Source organism: Microbacterium sp. ZW T6_19, assembly GCF_044987465.1.
In the GTDB taxonomy this organism is placed as follows: domain Bacteria; phylum Actinomycetota; class Actinomycetes; order Actinomycetales; family Microbacteriaceae; genus Microbacterium; species Microbacterium natoriense_A.
In genome coordinates, this window is the sequence record NZ_JBJDRH010000001.1 from 516,827 (window position 1) to 535,096 (window position 18,270).

An 18,270-nucleotide genomic window follows, 5' to 3' on the forward strand; every position below is an offset into this window, starting at 1 on the left:
TCCTTCCTGTTCTGGGACGATCCCGACACACCACTTCCGGGGCCGACACGCCAGATCGGGGGACGAATTCCACGTTTCGTCCCCCGATCTGGCGTGTCGCCCCCCGGATCGTAACGAGGCATGCTGGCTCAGTCGAGCAGGGCGCGCACCTCTGCCGCTTCGCCGTGGCGGCCGAGAGACTCAAGGACGGTGCCGAGCTCGAGCGCGGCGACCTCGCGCAGCGGCGGGAACTGCGCCGCCCGATCGAGCGCCGCGCGGTACACGGGCACTGCGTCGGCTTCGCGCTCGCTGCCGCTGAGGAGCCTCGCGGCGTACAGCTCGGAACCCCCCGCGGATCCCTCGTCGCCGAGAGCGGAGAAGCCGTCGGCCGCGGTGAGCGCCGCAGCGACCGCCTCGTCGATACGACCGAGTGCGCCCAGTGCACGTCCGCGTGAGTCGGTGACGTCGGCGAGCAACCAGCCGGCGTCGTGCTGCTGGGCGAGAGCGGCGACCTCGTCGAACAGGGCGAAGGCGCGTTCGTCGCCCTGCCCGCCATAGGCCTGGCCGAGGTTGTGCAGCACGTCTGCGAGAGTGCCGACGGCTTCAGGGTCCTTGCGTACGGCGTCAGCGGCGGACTCGAGCATCTCGATCGCGTCCTCGTGCTCGTCGAACCGGGCGAGGATCTTCGCACGCTCGAGCAGCGCCAGCGCGTGATCGGCGTGCTGCTCGGCCTCCCCGAAGAGCTCGGCCGCGTAGCCGTAGGCGCCCACCGCCTGCCCGAACTCGCCCGACGCGGTCAGCGCCCGAGCGAGCATCGAGGCGGTCATGGCGCGGGAACCCGCGGGTACCTCCGACTGCTCCTCCTGATCGAGCACCGTGCCGAACAGCTCCGCGGCCTCCTCGGCGTCGCCTGCAGCCAGCATGCCTCGAGCGAGACGGAAGTTCACCGCCGTGGCGTCATCGCCGTCCTGCTCCGCGAACCGCGCGGCCACGCGGTAGCGGGCCACGGCCTGCTCGGGATCGCCCGCGTCCTCCCAGAGCGCACCGGCGAGCAGATGCGTCGAGGCGAGGGCCGACGTGGCGCCGAGCCCGGCTAGCAGGCGGCAGGCTTCGTCGGCGTCGGTCGCACCTTCGGCGAATCGATCGCCGCCTCCGCGCACTCGTGCGCGCATGGAGAGAGCCCGGGCGCGGTGGCCCGTGCTGAGGTCGTCCTGCTCGATGAAGCGGTCGAGCAGAGCGGATGCCGCATCGACGTCGCCTGCGCTGAGCAGTGAGGACAGCGCGACGAGGGTCGTGGTGTTCACGAGGCGCGCGTCGGCGGCCTCCGTGAAGTGCCGAGCGGCGTGCTCGACGAGATCCAGCGCCGCACCCGGCTCGTCGGCCATGAGGTGCAGAGAGGCGCGGCTGAGGGCGAGATCGCCGCGAGACCACGCGGGCAGGGAGTCGGATGCCGTGAGCTCCTGTTCGAGCATCTCCGCCGCCTCCGGTGTGTTCAGCCCGAAAGTGGCCAGACCCAGTCGCGACTCGAGGTCGGCCTGGGCCTCGAGCCCGGCCTCGCGGAGCGCTCCGATGCGAGCCGACAGCAGCTCCGCAGCCTCCTCGGCACGGTCCAGGGCGACGAGGATGCCGATGCGCATGGACTGCAGTTGCGCCCGCTTCGCCGGATCGTCGACCTCGAGGGCGCGGGGGAGGGCCGCGAGAGTCTCCTTCTCCGCGCCGTACTGCGCCAGATCGCTCGCCCGCTGGAACCAGCCGTCGGCGTCGAGCGGCACGGATGCCGCCGGCGCGGCCACGAACGCGTCGGAGCGGATCGGCACGTCGTACTGCTCCGACGCCAGAGCGCGCATGCGCTCGAGCGATCGGGCATGGCCGGAGGTCCCGTCGCGCTCGTCGAAGGCCGCGCCGATGCGTTCGGCGGCATCCCAGCACGCGCCGGCGAGGTCCTCGGCGCTCCACGGCCCGTCATGCTCGCCGAACAGAGACACCAGGTCGGCGGCATCGGCACCACGCACCGGGGTGCTGCCGTGCCCAGTGGCCGTCACGCGGTCGAGGGCGACCGCGAAAGCGGACAACGCCGCGAAATGCGCGTCGACGTTGAGACCGTCGTGGGCGAGCCAGGAGATGTGGCGCTCGATGAGGGCGAGCGCGCGCGCCTCGTTGCCGGTCAGCGCGGTGAACACGATGTTGTTCGCGACGATGCGCAGATTGTCGGGATTGTCCTTGGCGAGTCGGTAGCTGCGCAGGTGGGCGCTCTTCGCCTCATCGAAGCGTCCGGCCCGCAGATACGGCAGCAGCACGCGGGAGAGGGCGTGCTCCGGCTCTTCACCGCAGGAGAAGCCGCCCTCGATCATCTCCTCGACGAGACGGATGGCGTCGGCATCCCGGTCGGTGTCCGCGAAGAATCCCGCGAACTGACTGCGGCCGCACGCGTCGCAGTGACTGTGCTCGTCGCGAGGGGTGGCCTCCAGCTGCACACGCAGCGCTTCGGCGTCGTCGATGCGTCCGGCATCCCAGGCGTCCTCGAAGCGCGCCGTGAGCACGCCGCTGAGTCCGAGCCCCGCCGCCCGGTAGTGCGACTCCATATCGTCGAGGACCGCCGAGATCTGCTCACCCGAGAACGCGGGAGAGGAGCGCAGGGCCGAGGCCATCCACTTGAACTGCCACATCAGATCGGCGCCGCCGTTGTCGAGGTCGGCGGGAAAGCGCTGCGGGTCGGCGTCGTGATGCGCGAGGCACCACGCGAACGAGTTCAGCATCACGTCTGTCGCGCCGCCCATGTTGGCCGAGGCGGTCTGGCGCATGCGCGCCTGGTACTCGAGCTGCTCGTCGCCGATCTCGAGCGCCAAGGCGACGGCCTCGGCGACGAGCGCCTGCTCCGCGGGGCCCCACGGGGTGCGATCGATCTCTTCGAGCAGCTGCGGGAAGCGCTTCTTCGGTCGTGCCATCACGGGCCTTTCAGAGTGTGTCGAAGGGAACGGCGTCCCCTTCGATGCCGGCGGAGAGCGAGACGAGGTCGGTGAGCGCGCTGGTCATCAGCGCACGATCGGCGTCGCTCAGCGGGTGATGTCCCGCGAGCAGCGACTGGATGTAGAGCAACTGCACCGTCCGCGCGAAGACGGCGTCGTCCTGGACGCGCACGAGTGCGCGCACGACTCTGTTCGACCAGTTCAGGCAGAGCCGCGCACGGAGATCGTCGTCTCGCGCTGCGGACAGGGAGCTGTCGATGCGATCGAGCACGCCGCCCCATAGCGAGCCGGTCACACCCCGGGTACGGCGCCGGTCGATCGTGCGCAGCACTTCGGGATCGGCCACATAGAGACCCGCGAGGTCGGGGCGATCGATCGAGCGGACGACCACCGTGCAGCCCGATGCCGCGAGCACGTCGCCGGCGCGGGATTCGAGCGCCACCGCGGCGTCGCGGTCGTCGAGCGGCGGGGGATCGAGCCGGTCGAGCTCTCCCGTGACGTCGACCTGTTCGACCGTCACCTCGGGATGGAGTTCGGGCAGCATGCGGATGAGGTCGGCGTCGTAGAGATAGCCGCCGTTGACCAGGATCTCGGATGCCGGGGAGATGCCGGCGACCTGACGGAACTCGTCGACGGTCGCGGCGAAGCGCACGTGCGGATAGCGTTCGACGAGCTCGCCGACCCGCATCGTCCCGTGCGTGGTCTCGAGGGTCAGCCAGCGCGTGATGAACCGCGCGAGCTCCTCGTCATGCCGAACGAGCGATTTCAAGCCCACCTCGTGGATCGCGACGAACTGCGCGAGCCGGTGGGGCTCGGTGAGACCGAGCTCGAGCACCCAGCGCCGGATGCCGGCTCCCAGCTGCTCGCGGACGCGCTCGAGCGCTGCGTCCTCCACCAGCGATTCGCGGCTCGCCGTCGGTGCGAGACCCGTCGAGTCGATCACGGCGCGAACGAAGAACGCCCACTCCGGCAGCACGTCGTCGACGCGCTCCGAGAGCAGCATGCGCCCCAGATACATGCGCGTGGCCTGACGGGCGCCGGGCGGGGGAGCGAAGGGCAGCACATAGGCGACTCCGCGTGTTCCCGTGGCCGGCTCAGACAGCTCGATCACATCGAGCGGGCCGGCCCCGAGCAGTTCGCGTCCGTACTGTGCGACCTCGTCGGGGTCGGCTCCGAGGAACGGTGCGGGGTGAGTGACGTCGACCGCGCCGCCCGGCGCGTCGATCGTCACACTCACGGGCAGGAACTCGCCGAACGTCGTGGCGAGCTCGCGCACGGCGGCGGGGCGCAGCAGGTCGTCGGCATCGAAACGCGGCACGAGGTGCACGCTGGTGCCGATCGGCAGCTCCTCGTCGAGCTCGACCACCTGGAACGTGCCGTCGGCACTGCCTGTCCACTCCACCGCAGCACCGCCGCGGGCGCTGCGGGAGCGGATGACGATCGTGTCGGCGACCATGAAGCAGCTGAGCAGGCCGATGCCGAACTGTCCGAGGTAGTCGCTGCGCGGCATGTCGAAGATGTCTCGTTTCGACGACCGCCCGACCGTGGCGAGCAGGTCGGCGACCTCTGCGGCGGTCAGGCCGACGCCGTCATCGCGCAGCACGAACTCGCCTGAGGCGTCGCTGAGAGGGGTGATCGTGATCCGGCCACCGGCGCCGTCGACCTCGCGTCTCGCCGTGATGGCGTCGCGGGCATTCTGCAGGAGCTCGCGCAGGTATACCCGCGGACTCGAGTAGATGTGCCGGCTGAGCAGGTCGACCACGCCGCGCAGGTCGACCTGGAACTGCTGCACCTCAGCGCTCACGTGCGCTCCCTCCCGGCTTTCGCCCGCCCCCGAGCCTAACAACTGCGCATTTCGATCCCCTGGTTCGAGAGCGTCCCGCAGATGCCGTATGCTGGTGGAGCAGTTGTTGTCTGCAATCTTTCGCTGTGCCCCGGTTCGACAGATCCGGGTTCGGGGAACGGGAGCAGACGACCAACCCGAGGTCATCTGGCCTCTAGGGCGGTAGCTCAATTGGCAGAGCAGCGGTCTCCAAAACCGCAGGTTGCAGGTTCGATTCCTGTCCGCCCTGCGCGTCAGCGCATCGCTGGCACACGAAAGGTACATTCAGGATGGATCAGGAAGAACCGCGTGGCGAGGTCGTCGCGACCGGTGCCACCCGAGAGAAGAAGCGCAACTTCTTCGCCCGGTTCTTCGGAGGCATCGCACTGTTCCTCCGCCAGGTCATCGCTGAGCTTCGCAAGGTCGTCACTCCGACCCGCAAGGAGCTGATCAAGTTCACCGCGGTGGTCCTCGTCTTCGTCCTGATCGTGATGGGCATCGTCTACGGACTTGACACCCTGTTCGCGTGGCTGACGCACGTGGTGTTCGGGGTTCCGGGCACCTGATGCCACCGCGGCCCCGGCCGCACACATGGAGAAGAAAAACGTGTCTGAACGCTATTCCGACGACGCCGACTGGGCGACCGCTGCAGAGCAGTCCAGCGAGGAGGACGAGGCCCAGGAGGGCAACGTGCTCGCCGCAGAGGAGTTCTCGGTCACCTCGGCAGAGCACGTCGCGATCCACATCGAGGATGAGGATGCCGACGAGGATGGCGCAGACGACGACATCGACATCGACGACCCGGAGGCGGACGCGATCGTGAACGACGCTCTCAACCTGGACGAAGCGGCTGAGTCTGAGGCTGCCGCTGAAGTCCTCAATGATTCTGTGGCCGAGGAAGCGGCAGACTTCGAGGCGGCTGCCGCTTCGCAGGTCGCCCCCTACGACGGCCCCGACGTGAACGGCGACGAGGACGAGCCCGTGCTCGATCCTGCCGAGGTCGCGGAGATCGCTGCGGCGGCCGACGTGGTCGACGAGGTCGAGGCCTCTGTCGACGCCGCAGACGCCGCTGAGCCCGACGACGACGCCGAGGAAGATCCCTACGAGGCCTTCCGCGCCGATCTGCGCATGCTGCCGGGCAAGTGGTACGTCATCCACTCGTACGCCGGCTTCGAGCGCAAGGTGAAGGCGAACATCGAGCAGCGCAAGTCGACGCTCGAGGTCGAGGACGAGATCTACCAGATCGAGGTCCCGATGGAGGACGTCGTCGAGATCAAGAACGGCCAGCGCAAGATGGTCAACCGCGTGCGCATCCCCGGCTACGTGCTGGTGCGCATGGAGCTCAACGAAGACACCTGGTCTGTCGTGCGTCACACGCCCGGTGTCACCGGCTTCGTGGGCAACGCTCACAACCCGACGCCGCTGCGTTTCGAAGAGGCCTTCAACATGCTGAAGGCGCTCGTCGAGGTCAAGGACGTCCCGACCGCCAAGAACATCGCAGCCAAGGGCGGCGTCGCCGTCGCCCGCCCGCTGCCCGCCGAGGTCGACTTCGAGATCGGCGAGACCATCACGATCAAGGAGGGCTCGTTCGCAGGCCTTCCCGGCTCGATCAGTGAGATCAAGCCCGAGAGCGGCAAGCTCACGGTCCTCGTCTCGCTCTTCGAGCGCGAGACCCCGGTCGAGCTGTCGTTCGACCAGGTCACCAAGATGATCTGACATCACGTCTCACGAGGACGGCCGCGCCTCCGGGGGCGGCCGTCCTCGCGTATGCGGCGCGCCCTCCGGGATCACCTGCACGACCCTTCCGGCTCGGTCGTGCAACTGTGCCCGAATCGTGCAAGTGGTCGCGCGCGGGCGGCAGATCGAGCGAAGGATGCAGGATCAGGTAGACTTGTCTGGTTTGTGCGCGCCCTCGGCGTGCGCGGACGACCGCGGTCCGGAGAAGCCGGGCCCGCGGGAGAGCGGATGCAATCGGCATCTGTTCGATGAAAGGAAGAGGAAATGGCACCCAAGAAGAAGGTGACCGGCCTGATCAAGCTTCAGATCAACGCCGGTGCAGCCAACCCGGCGCCCCCGATCGGCCCTGCGCTCGGTCAGCACGGCGTCAACATCATGGAGTTCTGCAAGGCGTACAACGCCGCGACCGAGTCGCAGCGCGGCAACGTCATCCCCGTCGAGATCACCGTCTACGAGGACCGCAGCTTCACGTTCGTCCTGAAGACCCCGCCGGCGGCGGAGCTCATCAAGAAGGCCGCAGGCGTCCCCAAGGGCTCCGCGACCCCGCACACCGTCAAGGTCGCGAAGATCACCAAGGACCAGGTCCGTCAGATCGCCGAGACCAAGCAGGCCGACCTGAACGCGAACGACATCGAGGCCGCCTCGAAGATCATCGCCGGCACCGCCCGTTCCATGGGCATCACGGTCGAGGGCTGAGGAGAATAATCATGGCTACGAAGTCCAAGGCTTACAAGGCTGCCGCCGAGAAGATCGAGGCAGACCGTTTCTACACTCCCGCTGAGGCTGTCGCCCTGGCGAAGGAGACCGGCTCGGCGAAGTTCGACTCGACCGTCGAGGTCGCGCTGAAGCTCGCCGTCGACCCCCGCAAGGCAGACCAGATGGTGCGCGGCACCGTCATCCTGCCCCACGGCACCGGCAAGACCGCTCGCGTCATCGTGTTCGCCACCGGCCCCGCGGCCGAGGCTGCGATCGCCGCGGGCGCCGACGAGGTCGGCGGCGCCGAGCTCATCGAGAAGGTCGCCGGCGGCTGGACCGCGTTCGACGCGGCCGTCTCCACCCCGGAGCTCATGGGCCAGGTCGGTCGTCTCGGAAAGGTCCTGGGTCCGCGTGGACTCATGCCGAACCCGAAGACCGGCACCGTGACCCCCAACACGGCCAAGGCCGTCGAGGAGATCAAGGGCGGCAAGATCGAGTTCCGCGTCGACAAGCACGCCAACGTGCACTTCGTCGTCGGCAAGGCATCCTTCACCACCGAGCAGCTGAACGAGAACATCGACGCAGCTCTCGAGGAGATCGTCCGCCTCAAGCCGTCGAGCTCGAAGGGCCGTTACATCCAGAAGGGCGCCGTGTCGACCACGTTCGGCCCCGGCATCCCGCTGGATGTCAACGCCATCTGACGCTTCGGCACTCCAGCGACCCTGTAGGGCATCGCACCGAAAGGCCCCCGCCGCGGCGGGGGCCTTTCACGTTCTCCCCGTCATCCGCGAAACCCGGCGTCATCGGGGGCGGTCCCATGGCCGGAACCGCGTACTGTGAATGAGTTCCGCGCGCCACAGCACCCGCGCACATCCCACACCCCAGGAGGGTTCACATGTCCCGTCGTCTCATCGCCGTCACGGCGCTCATCTTCGCCGCAACGGCGCTCACCGCCTGCAGCGGCTCCACCGCCCCCGCCGAGAGCAGCTCTTCGAGCGAGTCCGGGTCCGACTTCGGCCTCGTGAAAGACGGCACGCTCACCGTCGCGACCGAGGGCACGTACCGCCCGTTCAGCTTCCACGGCGACAACGGGACCGGCGATCTGACGGGCTACGACGTCGAGATCATCCAGGCCGTCGGTGACAAGCTGGGCCTGAAGGTCGAGTTCCAGGAGACGCAGTGGGATGCGATCTTCGCAGGACTCGACGCCGGACGCTTCGACGTGATCGCCAACCAGGTCACGATCAACGACGAGCGCGAGAAGAGCTACCTCTTCAGCACGCCCTACACGGTCTCGCCTGGCGTGATCGTGGTCAACGAGGACGACGACTCGATCAGCTCATTCGCCGACCTCGAGGGCAAGACCTCGGCTCAGTCGCTGACCAGCAACTGGAACGACCTCGCCGTCGAGTCGGGCGCCAAGGTTGAGGCCGTCGAAGGATGGTCGCAGGCCGTTGCGCTGCTCCGCCAGGGCCGCGTCGACGCCACGATCAACGACAAGCTCACCTTCCTCGACTACGAGACCACCGACGGGCCGACCGGCCTGAAGATCGCTGCCGAGACCGACGACGCGGGCAAGCAGGCCTTCACGTTCACGAAGGACAAGAAGGCCCTCGTCGAGGCTGTCGACGGCGCTCTCGAGGAGCTCAGGGCCGACGGCACGCTCGCCGAGATCAGCGAGAAGTACTTCGGCGAGGACGTCTCCGAGTAGATTCGACGGATGGATGCCTGGCAGCTGTTCCTGGACTCCCTCGGGCCGATCGCTCTGGGGGCGCTGCTGGGCACTATTCCGCTGACGCTCGCCTCTTTCGCCCTCGGGCTCGTGATCGCGATCGGGATCGCTCTGATGCGGATCTCGGTGAACCCGGTGCTCTCGGGAATCGCAAGGTTCTACATCTCCGTCATCCGCGGCACGCCTCTGCTCGTGCAGCTGTTCGTGATCTTCTACGGCATGCCCGCGGTGGGTCTCACGATCGACCCGTGGCCGAGCGCGATCATCGCGCTGTCGCTGAACGTCGGCGGCTACGGTGCAGAGATCGTGCGCGCATCGATCCTGTCGGTGCCGAAGGGGCAGTGGGAGGCCGCATACACGGTGGGCATGAACCGTTCCCGCACGTTGACGCGGATCATCCTTCCGCAGGCCGCACGGGTGTCGGTGCCGCCCCTGTCGAACACGTTCATCTCGCTCGTGAAAGACACCTCGCTCGCCTCGACGATCCTCGTGACCGAGCTGTTCCGGGTGGCGCAGCAGATCGCCTCCGCCTCATATCAGGTGATGGTCGTGTACCTCACCGCCGCACTCGTCTACTGGGTCATCTGCCTGGTGCTCTCCTCCGGGCAGGGCTTGATCGAGAGGAGGCTCGACAGCCGTGTCGCGCACTGACGGATCGGCGCCGCTGCTCGCGGCGACCGCCTTGCACAAGAGCTTCGACCGCAACGAGGTGCTGCGAGGGATCGACCTCACCCTCCACCGCGGCGAGGTGGTCGTGCTGATCGGCCCTAGCGGGTCGGGCAAGACCACCGTGCTGCGCTCGCTGAACGGCCTCGAGACGCCAGACGCCGGCGTGATCGCCGTCGACGGCGGCCCCGAGCTCGACTTCTCGGCGAAAGTGACCCAGAAGCAGCGATTCGCCCTGCGTGACCGCTCGGCCATGGTGTTCCAGCACCACAACCTGTTCCCGCACCTCACCGTGCTCGAGAACGTGATCGAGGGGCCGTGGCGGGTGCAGCGGCGCCCCAGGGATGAGGTGGTCGCGGAGGCGCACGCGCTCCTCGAACGGGTCGGCCTCGTCGACAAGGCGGATGCTCGGCCTCATCAGCTCTCCGGCGGGCAGCAGCAGCGCGTGGGCATCGTCCGGGCGCTCGCTCTCAAGCCCGATCTGCTGCTGTTCGACGAACCGACGAGCGCACTGGATCCGGAGCTCGTCGGCGAAGTGCTCCTCGTGATCAAGGAACTCGCGGACGAGGGCTGGAGCATGGTCGTCGTGACGCACGAACTGAACTTCGCGCGCGAGGCCGCAGATCACGTGCTCTTCATGGATGGCGGGGTCGTCGTCGAGGAAGGGGCTCCGGACCGGATCTTCGAGGCTCCGCGCGAAGAGAGGACGCAACGGTTCCTGAAACGGATACTGCGCCCTCTCGACGGGTCCTGAGCCCCGCTCTCATCAGACCACGAGCGACACGCACATCGCGAGAAGAGCGAGACCCTGCAGCACCGCCCGGACGTCGATGATCGACTCCCATCGTCTCTGCAGCGCTCGTGCGTTCGCCGGAACGACGTCCGCCAGGGCGGCGTCCGTCAGAGTCTTGTTGATCGGCTTCGCTATGCGGGCGAAGAGCACGAGCCAGACCAGCAGCAGGGCGACGGCGAGGGCGGCGAGGACGCCCGCCGTCGGCGAGCCTCCCGCGAACGCCAGAACGCAGGCCGCGACCGACATCACGACGCCCGTGATCCCCGCTGCAGGCAGGCGGCGGTCACCGTAGTAGTGACCGCGCCCTGCCGACTGCACGAGCGTGCGGTCGTCGACGTCGGCGTACGCGCTGCGCAGGACGGCGGCGGCGAGCACATCCGTGCCGAAGATCACAGCTACGCTCAGGATGCCGAGGATGGCTGCGAAGGTGAAGACGATGTCCATGATGAGTCCCGTTCTATAGTTAGCAGTGCTAATGGTTAGCGCTGCTAACCTAGCTGCATGAGCCGAAGGACGCAAGCCTCCGATTTCGCCGAACGTGAAGAGCGCATCGTCGCGGCGGTGCGCCGCATCGCCGAGGACGAGGGCTGGACTGCGGTGACCGTACGCCGACTGGCCGACGTGATCGGATTCAGCCAGCCGGTGCTCTACAAGCACTTTCCTCGCGGGCGCGAGGAGATGGTGGAACGGGTCGTGCTCGACGGCTTCTCGCGATTGCTGGATGATCTCGAGGAGGCGTCATCCGCGTCATCCGACGACGCTCTGCCGCGCGTGGTCGACGCCTACCTTCGGTTCGCGCGATGCAACGCCGCGGTCTACCAGGCGATGTCGACGGCGCTCACGAGCATCGTGTTCGCCGCGGAGCAGACGCCACAGGTGCTGCGGGACGGCTTCGAGGTGATGCGACGCAGTGCCGGTGGCGGGGCAGACGCGACAGTGCGTGCGGAACTGCTGTGGTCGATGCTTCACGGCGTCAGCGAACTCGAACGGCATGAGCGTCTCGATCCCGCCCTGGAAGAGGCGCGGATGGACGAGATCGTCCGCTTGTTCCGGTGATCGGAGTGCCTTCGGCGGTCGGGGTTCAGGCGCCGAGCACCGGGACGACGAGCGTCACAGCGAGGGAGATCATGACGACGGCGATGACCGCGTCGAGGATGCGCCACGAGCGCTCGGTGCGCAGCCAGCGGCCGAGGTAGCGGGCGCCGAACCCGAGGGCGCTGAACCAGAGGATGCTGGCGACGACCGCCCCTGCGGCGAAGAGCCACCTCTCGGAGCCGTGCGTCGCGGCGATGGATCCGAGCATCAGCACCGTGTCGAGGTACACGTGCGGATTCAGCCAGGTCAGGGCGAGGGTCGTCAGGATCACCGGCGCGAGACGGGTGCGGGTGAGGGTGGCGGCCGATGCCGCGGGAGCGGATGCCGCGGCGCCCGTGTCATCCACCTCGAGCTCCTCTCCGCCTCGCCACGCTCTGCGAGCGGCGAGGACGCCGTAGGAGAGCAGGAACAGAGCGCCCGCCCAGCGGGCCACGACGACGAGCCAAGGTGCGGCCGAGATGAGGAAGCCGAGACCGGCGACGCCGGCGATGATGAGCACCGCGTCAGACAGGGCGCAGATCGTCACGACCGCCAGCACATGCTCTCGGCGGATGCCCTGGCGCAGCACGAACACGTTCTGCGCGCCGATCGCGACGATGAGGGAGAGGCCGAGTCCGAGACCGGCGAGAACGGTGAGCATGTCTCCCACGGTAGGAAGGATCAGTCAACAGCACCAGCGATGATTTCTTCAGCAGCATTAGCATTGCTTATGTGAAGATCGATCCAGAACTCGCCGCGACCATCGCCGCAGTGGCCGACGAGGGCACCCTGGATGCGGCGTCCAGGCGGCTCGCCATCACTCCGTCCGCGGTGAGCCAGCGGCTCAAGGCGCTCGAGGAGCAGCTCGGCCGGGTGCTCGTCGTGCGTTCCAAGCCCGCGCAGCTGACGGAGTCGGGAGAGGCCGTCGTGCGGTTCGCCAGGCAGATGGCCCTGCTCGAGCACGATGCCCTCGCGGGCCTGGGGCTCGAAGCGGACGGGGCCCGCACAAGCATCCCGCTCGCGGTCAACGCCGACTCGATGGCGACGTGGTTCCTCGCGCCGCTCGCCCGACTGTCGGCCTCTCACGCGATCGACGTCGACCTGCACCGCGACGATCAGAACTTCACCGCACGGTTGCTGGAATCGGGCGCCGTCATGGCGGCGGTCACGAGCGAGGGCACGCCTGTCGCCGGATGCTCGGTGTCGCCGCTCGGCGTGCTCGAGTATCGGGCGATGGCGGAGCAGGGTTACGTCGATCGCTGGTTCCGCGACGGTGTCACCGTCGAGGCCCTGCACCGCGCGCCATTCGTCGACTTCGATCGCCGCGATGCCCTGCAGCACGAATGGCTCGAGTCGATGGGGGTGACGCATCAGGGTGTTCCGCGGCACTACGTGCCCGCCTCGCGCGACTACGCCCTCGCGGTGCAGCTGGGACTCGGGTGGGGGATGGTGCCCGTGCTGCAGGATTCCGCAGAGCTCGTGCCGCTCGGGGGACCGACGCTCGAGGTCGCGCTGTACTGGCAGCAGTGGAACCTGCGGTCGGCCCTGCTCGACGTCGTCGCGGCCGAGATCGCCGCCGAGGCGCGGCGGGTGCTGCGGTAGGACCGACGCCGATGACGGGGAGGCGCGTCATAGTTATATCGGGATATCGGGTATGCAATCGTGATGCGCAAGGCCTTGTGGGTGGACGTCGAGTGGGTGATGATGTGGAACGAGAGCGGGTGCCGGTCACGTGAGGGGGTGGCCGTTCCCAGATGCATTCCGCCTCGATCATCGGACTTCCTGAGGGGGAAATCACATGGGTACAACGGCAACTCAGCGCAAGGTCCTCGCGGTTCTCGCGGGCGGGCTCGTGCTCGGCATCGGTACGGCGGTCACACTCGCGGTGTGGAACGACTCGGAGTTCGCGAACGGCACGTTCACGGCGGGATCGTTCAACCTCGAAGGGTCGATCGACGGCGCCGCGTACGCGGAACATGACACGGCAGGCACGGCCGCAGATGTGACCTTCTCCACCGACTTCGACAACCTCTCGCCCACCGACGTCGTGTACGCGCCGTTCTGGGTGCGTCTCGACGCGGCGACGACCACCGGTGCCGTCGTCACGACGTCGCTCGAGTCCGGCACAGGTGCCAATGCTGCGAACATCTCGTACGCGATCTACGCGATCGGCGCGGCCGCGGCCTGCGACAGTTCGGCCACCGGCGGCACGCTGCTGCTCTCGGGGACGAGCCTCAGCGCGTCGACCGCCGGATCCACGTTCACCCTTGCGGCACCTGTCGATCCCGACCCCGGCGTCGCGCAGAAGATCTGCATCGTCGCCACAGCCGGCGCAGGTCTCACAGAGGGCGGCACGGCGACCGGCGTCTGGGAGTTCGCGGCGACGTCGAACTGAGGCTGAGATGCACACCCGCAGACAGTCGAGAGACGCGAAGCGGCTGCGCTCCCGGCGGATACGGGCCCTTCTCGCCGGCGGGCTCGTCCTCGGCGTGGGGGCGGCGGCGACCCTCGCTGCATGGAACGACTCGGAGTTCGGATCGGGCACGTTCACCGCAAGCCGCTTCGGCATCGTCGGGTCGGTCAACGGCGGTGCGTTCGCCGAGCACAACACGGCGGCCGCGCCCGCATCGCTCGCGTTCCAGCTGCCCGCGACCGCTGCGGCGATGACGCCCGGAGACACCGTGTACGTGCTGTTCAGTGTGAAGACGATCGCCTCGTCCACCACTGGCACGCTGCAGCTCGTCGCCGACCCTCTGAACAACGCCGGTCTGGGACAGTACCTCACGTACGGCGTGCGCACCGTGGCCAGCACGACGACCTGTGACAGCACGACGTTCACGGGCGGCGATGCCACCGGCCTGCCGGCGAACGCCGCTTTGACCGTAGGGTCGTCTGCGCCTCGCGCTCTCGCTGCCAACGGCGGCACGGCGCTCAACTACTGCTTCGCGGTGACGCTGCCCACGGGGGCGAACACCGCTGCGCAGGGCACGAGCCTGACCGCGAAATGGTCGTTCGTGGCGACCTCTTCGTAGCGCGGGAGCAGAGGCGATGACGACGACCGGGACGACGAGGAGGGAACTGCGCGCCGAGGAGGCGCCGACGGCATCCGCTCCTCGTCGTCGCGGGCTCGCGAAGCTTCTCGCCGACGTGCTGCTGTGGATCGCGGCTATCGGGGGCGTGATCTGCATCGTGCTCGTGATCCTCGCCTACACCGCGGGGATCACTCTGATCATGTTCAAAACCGGCTCGATGTCCCCGACGATACCCGCCGGGTCCGTGGCCGTCGTGCAGCGGATTCCGGCTTCCGAGATCGAGATCGGCGATGTCATCACCGTCGACCGCGCCGGTGACCTGCCTGTCACGCACCGTGTGACCTCGATCAGCGACGGCTCGATCCCGGGCGAGCGGGTCATCACGATGAAGGGCGACGCGAACGCGGTCGAGGATCCCGCGCCGTACACCGTGACATCCGGGCGGATCGTGCTGTTCTCGGTCGCGGGTATCGCCACGGTCATCGTCGGCATGGGCAACCCGTTCGTGCTGGGCGGCATCACGATCGCCGCGGCGGTACTGGTGGTGTGGGCGTTCTGGCCCCGAGAGAAGGGGGCGCCATGAAGCGCGCGCTCCTGCTGGTCGGACTGGTCGCGGTCGGTGCGTTGTCGGCGCAGCCGGCATGGGCCGCGTCCACGACGCAGGTCGTCCAAGGACAGATTCTGCGACTCGTGTCGGTGGCCGACTGGGATGCCGCGGGCTCGCTGCTTCCGGGCGAGCCCGTGCAGTGGGACGTCGCCGTCAGCGCGGATGCTCCCGATCCCGGCACGGTCACGATCGGCGTGAGCGCGACAGGAGATGCGGAGCTCGTCGTCGACGCGTCGTTGTGCATGCAGCCCTGGGCGGCGAGCGGATGCCCCGGCGGTGAGACCGTGCTGAGATCCGACTGGAGTCTGCCGCGCGACGGTGCCGAGGTGGTGCTCACCCGGATGGCGGACACGGAGACCGCACATGTCCGGCTCTCGATCGCGCTCGCCGCGGGCGATGAAGGCGGGCGCACAGATGTGCTCGTCCACGCCACGGGGGCAGGCGAATCGGTGGTCATCGGCGAGGACGGGGGGCTCGCGACGACAGGGATGCCGCCGGTCGTCTTCTGGGTGCTCGGCGGAGGCAGCGTGCTGCTGCTGTTCGGCTGCCTGCTCCTCCTCGCGCGTCGACGACGCCCGCACGACGAGGAGGAGTCATGAGGCGCCGGCGCCTGATCGCGGCACTCGCGGTTCTCGCGGTGCTCATCGGGTGTGGTGCGGCCCCGAGCATGCAGCGGACGGACGCCGCGTGGGCCGATTCGGAGTTCGGGGCCGGGACGTTCACGGCGTCGACACTCTCCAGCCCGACGAACATGACGTGCACGGTCGCGAACGCCCCGCCTCTGTTCCTGACGTTCCAGAGCGTCACCATCACATGGGTGTCCGCCTTTGCGTGGGCGCCCGCTAGCGGGCCCAAGAGCACCTTGACCGCGAGCTCCTCGACGAAGACCAGCACGGTGGCGGGGGTCACGACGACAGGAACGGGCCCGTACACGCACTCGGTCACCCTGACTCAGGCGCTCCTCGAAAGTCTGGTCACCAATCTTCTTGGCAGCACGACGACATTCAAGGTAACGAATGTGGCGGGGACGAACTGGGTGTCTTCCTCGCAGACCAAGACCCTGACGATGACCCTGGCGGGCCTCGGCGCAGCGTGCAGCTGATGTTTGGTGCGTGCTCAGTCCGCGAGCGCCAAGGCCCGGAACGCGTCGCGCTCGCGGAGCTGCTCACGGCGGCTGGTTGCGGCATCCGCCGTTCTTGTCGGCACGGCCTGGCCGGTGGTTCGGCGGTAGAGCTCGTCGATCAGGGCGGTCGCGAGGCCGACGAGCTTGCCGATCTCACGGTCGTCGCGGTCGATCCACACGCACTTCGGCTCATCGTGCACGGGAGCGAAGTCGACGTGCTCCTCCCACACGAAAAGGGTGCGCTCGGCGCCGAGCACGTGCTGCTGCCACCAGACCTGCCGGAGGTAGGTGCGAGGGATGCCGCGGAACGGCTTGTTCGTCGTCTTGATCTCGGCCAGCCGGATGCGCCCGTCGGCGTCGACCGCGATTCCATCGGGTGTGGCCAGGTGGCGGTGCTCGACCTCGGCCCGGAACAGGGCTGAGGAGGGCAGGATCCCATGCGTCGCCGCCACCCACGCGGCGATCTCGGGCTCACGGCGACGCCCGTGATCGGTGTAGGCGTTGCCCCCGAAGCGCGGCCCGCCGCCGAGTTTGGAGTCTGCGGCACGCGCGATCGAGTTCTCGCTGGTGAGTCCGGCGACGTCGGTCGCCGTGATCCCGCGCGAGCGCGCACGCATCCACGCGACGCGGTCGCGGGAGTCCGCCACGATGCGCGCCTGGAGTTCGGGATTCACCCTTCGACCCTAACCCCGGCATCCGACCCTCCCGTCCCGTACACGCCGCTGTGCGGCATCCGCAGCCGCGCGGAACGCGTCGAGATAACGTCCACTCGCCCAACGCACGGAATCCTGACGCGAGGTTCCCGTGCGTTCGGCGACAAGCAGTGCACTCGGTGAGCGCGCCGACCCCTGGACTCCTCCTGCACAAACGAGGGGAGCAGCGGATCTTCCACATCTTTCGGTGATTCTGCCCTGGTGACGAACGGTGCGGGCGTGGACGAACGCAACATGAGGCGCATGAACGGAACGACGGCTCCGACACTCGAACATCTCGTGCGATCACGGGCGGACCTCCTCCTGAACGGCTGGACGGATCGCAGGATCGCGAATGCCATCCGGGGAGGTGCACTTCATCAGATCCGTCGAGGGTGGTTCATCGCGGCAGACGAGCGCAAGGCGCTGTGGGAAGAGGAGAAGCACCGCGCGCACGTCATCGCGGTGGCGCGCGACTCCCGCGGTCCTGGGGTCATGTCGCACTCATCGGCAGCGGTGCTGTGGCGTCTCCCGCTCTGGGGGATGCGGCTGACCCGGGTCCACATGACGACCGACGCCCCACATCGCATCTCGAGTTCGCCCGATGTGCACCGGCATGTGGCGGCGCTGGGCCCGGATGATGTGAACGTGATCGACGGCATCCGATGCACGAGTCTCGCTCGCACCGTGTTCGATCTGATCCGCGTGGTTCCGGTGGAGGCAGCCGTGGCGGTGGCGGACGCCGCGGAAAGGCAGATGGCCGCGCGCGGATGGGAGTGGGATCTGGATGCCGTCACCTCATGGCGTGGAGGAATGCAGGAGCGTCTCGATGCCGCACCAGGTGCTCGAGGCATCCGGCAGGCTCGCTGGGTCAGCGACTTCGCGGATGGCCGCGCGCAGCTGCCGGGCGAGAGCGTCAGCAGGATTCAGCTGTTCCGGCTCGGGTTCGAGTCGCCGGAGCTGCAGGTGCCCGTCGACGGACCTGGCGGCTCGCGGTACTTCGTCGACTTCGGGTTGAAGTGCATCAGGGTGTTCGGCGAGTTCGACGGCCAGGGAAGTACCGTGATGACGCTCTGCGCTCCGGGAAGCCGCTGGAGCAGGTGCTCCTCGAGGAGAAGCGGCGAGAAGACTGGATACGCGGCACGACCCAGTGGCGCCTCGCACGCTGGGAGACGCCGCACATCCAGACCGCGCGAGCGCTCGGATCGAGGCTGGCGTCCTTCGGTATCGCGGCACCCTGAGCGCCGGCCGGCGTCGTGAGCACTGTCCGTCCCCGAGCGCACGCCTTGCCGCCGACTGCACGGCTTCTTCGCGTCAACAAGCCGTGCGGTCGGCGAGTGCACGTGAACTC

The 18,270-nt window shown here is 68.1% G+C and carries 20 protein-coding genes and 1 tRNA gene; 16 read left to right on the forward strand and 5 right to left on the reverse strand.

Annotated features, from left to right (window positions below; genetic code table 11):
• Nucleotides 1–128: 128 nt before the first annotated feature.
• Both ACI3KT_RS02295 and ACI3KT_RS02300 read right to left on the reverse strand, forming a co-directional pair.
• The gene (locus ACI3KT_RS02295; RefSeq protein ID WP_404902285.1) at nucleotides 129–2,924 is read right to left on the reverse strand and encodes a tetratricopeptide repeat protein; all 2,796 of its coding nucleotides are present in this window, start codon (nucleotides 2,922–2,924) and stop codon (nucleotides 129–131) included.
• Between the two features lie 10 nt (nucleotides 2,925–2,934).
• Entirely contained in the window at nucleotides 2,935–4,749 is a 1,815-nt protein-coding gene (locus ACI3KT_RS02300) for an HSP90 family protein (RefSeq protein WP_292909415.1), read from the reverse strand.
• A gap of 195 nt (nucleotides 4,750–4,944) precedes the next feature.
• Between ACI3KT_RS02300 and ACI3KT_RS02305 the strand changes: the two genes are divergently transcribed.
• The 8 genes from ACI3KT_RS02305 (at nucleotide 4,945) to ACI3KT_RS02340 (ending at nucleotide 10,352) form a co-directional block, all read left to right on the forward strand.
• Nucleotides 4,945–5,017 (forward strand) — tRNA-Trp (locus ACI3KT_RS02305).
• 40 nt (nucleotides 5,018–5,057) lie between these two features.
• A complete protein-coding gene (gene secE / locus ACI3KT_RS02310; protein WP_045256173.1) occupies nucleotides 5,058–5,333 on the forward strand; it encodes a preprotein translocase subunit SecE in 276 nt (91 codons plus the stop codon).
• A gap of 40 nt (nucleotides 5,334–5,373) precedes the next feature.
• On the forward strand, nucleotides 5,374–6,483 hold the full coding sequence (nusG, locus tag ACI3KT_RS02315; RefSeq protein ID WP_292909413.1) for a transcription termination/antitermination protein NusG: 1,110 nt from the start codon (nucleotides 5,374–5,376) through the stop codon (nucleotides 6,481–6,483).
• Between the two features lie 285 nt (nucleotides 6,484–6,768).
• Nucleotides 6,769–7,200, forward strand: coding sequence for a 50S ribosomal protein L11 (rplK, locus tag ACI3KT_RS02320; protein ID WP_091027467.1), 432 nt, complete (start codon nucleotides 6,769–6,771; stop codon nucleotides 7,198–7,200).
• A gap of 11 nt (nucleotides 7,201–7,211) precedes the next feature.
• Nucleotides 7,212–7,901, forward strand: coding sequence for a 50S ribosomal protein L1 (rplA, locus tag ACI3KT_RS02325; RefSeq protein WP_307298521.1), 690 nt, complete (start codon nucleotides 7,212–7,214; stop codon nucleotides 7,899–7,901).
• A 194-nt stretch (nucleotides 7,902–8,095) separates the two neighbouring features.
• On the forward strand, nucleotides 8,096–8,911 hold the full coding sequence (locus ACI3KT_RS02330; RefSeq protein ID WP_307298520.1) for an amino acid ABC transporter substrate-binding protein: 816 nt from the start codon (nucleotides 8,096–8,098) through the stop codon (nucleotides 8,909–8,911).
• 9 nt (nucleotides 8,912–8,920) lie between these two features.
• Nucleotides 8,921–9,583 carry an amino acid ABC transporter permease gene (locus tag ACI3KT_RS02335; RefSeq protein ID WP_292909408.1) on the forward strand — a complete coding sequence of 221 codons (663 nt, stop codon included), beginning with the start codon at nucleotides 8,921–8,923 and terminating at the stop codon, nucleotides 9,581–9,583.
• Complete coding sequence (locus tag ACI3KT_RS02340) at nucleotides 9,570–10,352, forward strand: amino acid ABC transporter ATP-binding protein (RefSeq protein ID WP_307298519.1); 783 nt, start codon at nucleotides 9,570–9,572, stop codon at nucleotides 10,350–10,352. Before ACI3KT_RS02335 ends, ACI3KT_RS02340 begins: the two co-directional genes overlap by 14 nt.
• Before the next feature lie 12 nt (nucleotides 10,353–10,364).
• On the opposite strand, the gene ACI3KT_RS02345 is transcribed toward ACI3KT_RS02340, so the two are convergent.
• A complete protein-coding gene (locus ACI3KT_RS02345) occupies nucleotides 10,365–10,835 on the reverse strand; it encodes a DUF1772 domain-containing protein (protein ID WP_404902288.1) in 471 nt (156 codons plus the stop codon).
• Nucleotides 10,836–10,892: 57 nt separating this feature from the next.
• On the opposite strand from ACI3KT_RS02345, the gene ACI3KT_RS02350 reads away from it, so the two are divergent.
• On the forward strand, nucleotides 10,893–11,447 hold the full coding sequence (locus tag ACI3KT_RS02350) for a TetR/AcrR family transcriptional regulator (RefSeq protein ID WP_292909402.1): 555 nt from the start codon (nucleotides 10,893–10,895) through the stop codon (nucleotides 11,445–11,447).
• A gap of 25 nt (nucleotides 11,448–11,472) precedes the next feature.
• Here the strand turns inward: ACI3KT_RS02350 and lysE are convergent, their stop codons facing one another.
• Nucleotides 11,473–12,126 (reverse strand): L-lysine exporter, encoded by a 654-nt coding sequence (gene lysE, locus ACI3KT_RS02355; RefSeq protein ID WP_404902290.1) that lies wholly within the window; start codon nucleotides 12,124–12,126, stop codon nucleotides 11,473–11,475.
• Nucleotides 12,127–12,197: 71 nt separating this feature from the next.
• Here lysE and ACI3KT_RS02360 point away from each other — a divergent pair, with 71 nt between their 5' ends.
• From ACI3KT_RS02360 to ACI3KT_RS02385, 6 genes are all read left to right on the forward strand, one after another.
• Entirely contained in the window at nucleotides 12,198–13,067 is an 870-nt protein-coding gene (locus tag ACI3KT_RS02360) for a LysR family transcriptional regulator ArgP (RefSeq protein WP_404902292.1), read from the forward strand.
• A 196-nt stretch (nucleotides 13,068–13,263) separates the two neighbouring features.
• Nucleotides 13,264–13,860 (forward strand): SipW-dependent-type signal peptide-containing protein, encoded by a 597-nt coding sequence (locus ACI3KT_RS02365; RefSeq protein WP_292909396.1) that lies wholly within the window; start codon nucleotides 13,264–13,266, stop codon nucleotides 13,858–13,860.
• Between the two features lie 7 nt (nucleotides 13,861–13,867).
• Nucleotides 13,868–14,497 carry a SipW-dependent-type signal peptide-containing protein gene (locus tag ACI3KT_RS02370; RefSeq protein ID WP_292909394.1) on the forward strand — a complete coding sequence of 210 codons (630 nt, stop codon included), beginning with the start codon at nucleotides 13,868–13,870 and terminating at the stop codon, nucleotides 14,495–14,497.
• Between the two features lie 16 nt (nucleotides 14,498–14,513).
• A complete protein-coding gene (locus tag ACI3KT_RS02375; protein WP_404902295.1) occupies nucleotides 14,514–15,080 on the forward strand; it encodes a signal peptidase I in 567 nt (188 codons plus the stop codon).
• On the forward strand, nucleotides 15,077–15,703 hold the full coding sequence (locus ACI3KT_RS02380) for a hypothetical protein (protein ID WP_404902298.1): 627 nt from the start codon (nucleotides 15,077–15,079) through the stop codon (nucleotides 15,701–15,703). The genes ACI3KT_RS02375 and ACI3KT_RS02380 overlap by 4 nt, the downstream gene beginning before the upstream one ends.
• Entirely contained in the window at nucleotides 15,700–16,206 is a 507-nt protein-coding gene (locus ACI3KT_RS02385; protein ID WP_404902300.1) for a hypothetical protein, read from the forward strand. Before ACI3KT_RS02380 ends, ACI3KT_RS02385 begins: the two co-directional genes overlap by 4 nt.
• Nucleotides 16,207–16,220: 14 nt before the next feature.
• Here the strand turns inward: ACI3KT_RS02385 and ACI3KT_RS02390 are convergent, their stop codons facing one another.
• Nucleotides 16,221–16,901: a YqaJ viral recombinase family protein gene (locus tag ACI3KT_RS02390; protein WP_292909386.1), complete on the reverse strand. Its 681-nt coding sequence runs from the start codon at nucleotides 16,899–16,901 to the stop codon at nucleotides 16,221–16,223.
• Nucleotides 16,902–17,183: 282 nt separating this feature from the next.
• Here ACI3KT_RS02390 and ACI3KT_RS02395 point away from each other — a divergent pair, with 282 nt between their 5' ends.
• Entirely contained in the window at nucleotides 17,184–18,179 is a 996-nt protein-coding gene (locus tag ACI3KT_RS02395; protein ID WP_404902303.1) for a hypothetical protein, read from the forward strand.
• Nucleotides 18,180–18,270 lie beyond the last annotated feature (91 nt).

Bases quoted from the DNA above. Each gene is read 5' to 3' on its own strand.
- ACI3KT_RS02295 (WP_404902285.1), bottom strand. From the start codon at position 2,924: ATGGCACGACCGAAGAAGCGCTTCCCGCAGCTGCTCGAAGAGATCGAT.
- secE (WP_045256173.1), top strand. From the start codon at position 5,058: ATGGATCAGGAAGAACCGCGTGGCGAGGTCGTCGCGACCGGTGCCACC.
- rplK (WP_091027467.1), top strand. From the start codon at position 6,769: ATGGCACCCAAGAAGAAGGTGACCGGCCTGATCAAGCTTCAGATCAAC.
- rplA (WP_307298521.1), top strand. From the start codon at position 7,212: ATGGCTACGAAGTCCAAGGCTTACAAGGCTGCCGCCGAGAAGATCGAG.
- ACI3KT_RS02330 (WP_307298520.1), top strand. From the start codon at position 8,096: ATGTCCCGTCGTCTCATCGCCGTCACGGCGCTCATCTTCGCCGCAACG.
- ACI3KT_RS02335 (WP_292909408.1), top strand. From the start codon at position 8,921: ATGGATGCCTGGCAGCTGTTCCTGGACTCCCTCGGGCCGATCGCTCTG.
- ACI3KT_RS02345 (WP_404902288.1), bottom strand. From the start codon at position 10,835: ATGGACATCGTCTTCACCTTCGCAGCCATCCTCGGCATCCTGAGCGTA.
- ACI3KT_RS02350 (WP_292909402.1), top strand. From the start codon at position 10,893: ATGAGCCGAAGGACGCAAGCCTCCGATTTCGCCGAACGTGAAGAGCGC.
- lysE (WP_404902290.1), bottom strand. From the start codon at position 12,126: ATGCTCACCGTTCTCGCCGGTCTCGGACTCGGCCTCTCCCTCATCGTC.
- ACI3KT_RS02365 (WP_292909396.1), top strand. From the start codon at position 13,264: ATGGGTACAACGGCAACTCAGCGCAAGGTCCTCGCGGTTCTCGCGGGC.
- ACI3KT_RS02370 (WP_292909394.1), top strand. From the start codon at position 13,868: ATGCACACCCGCAGACAGTCGAGAGACGCGAAGCGGCTGCGCTCCCGG.
- ACI3KT_RS02375 (WP_404902295.1), top strand. From the start codon at position 14,514: ATGACGACGACCGGGACGACGAGGAGGGAACTGCGCGCCGAGGAGGCG.
- ACI3KT_RS02380 (WP_404902298.1), top strand. From the start codon at position 15,077: ATGAAGCGCGCGCTCCTGCTGGTCGGACTGGTCGCGGTCGGTGCGTTG.
- ACI3KT_RS02385 (WP_404902300.1), top strand. From the start codon at position 15,700: ATGAGGCGCCGGCGCCTGATCGCGGCACTCGCGGTTCTCGCGGTGCTC.
- ACI3KT_RS02395 (WP_404902303.1), top strand. From the start codon at position 17,184: ATGAACGGAACGACGGCTCCGACACTCGAACATCTCGTGCGATCACGG.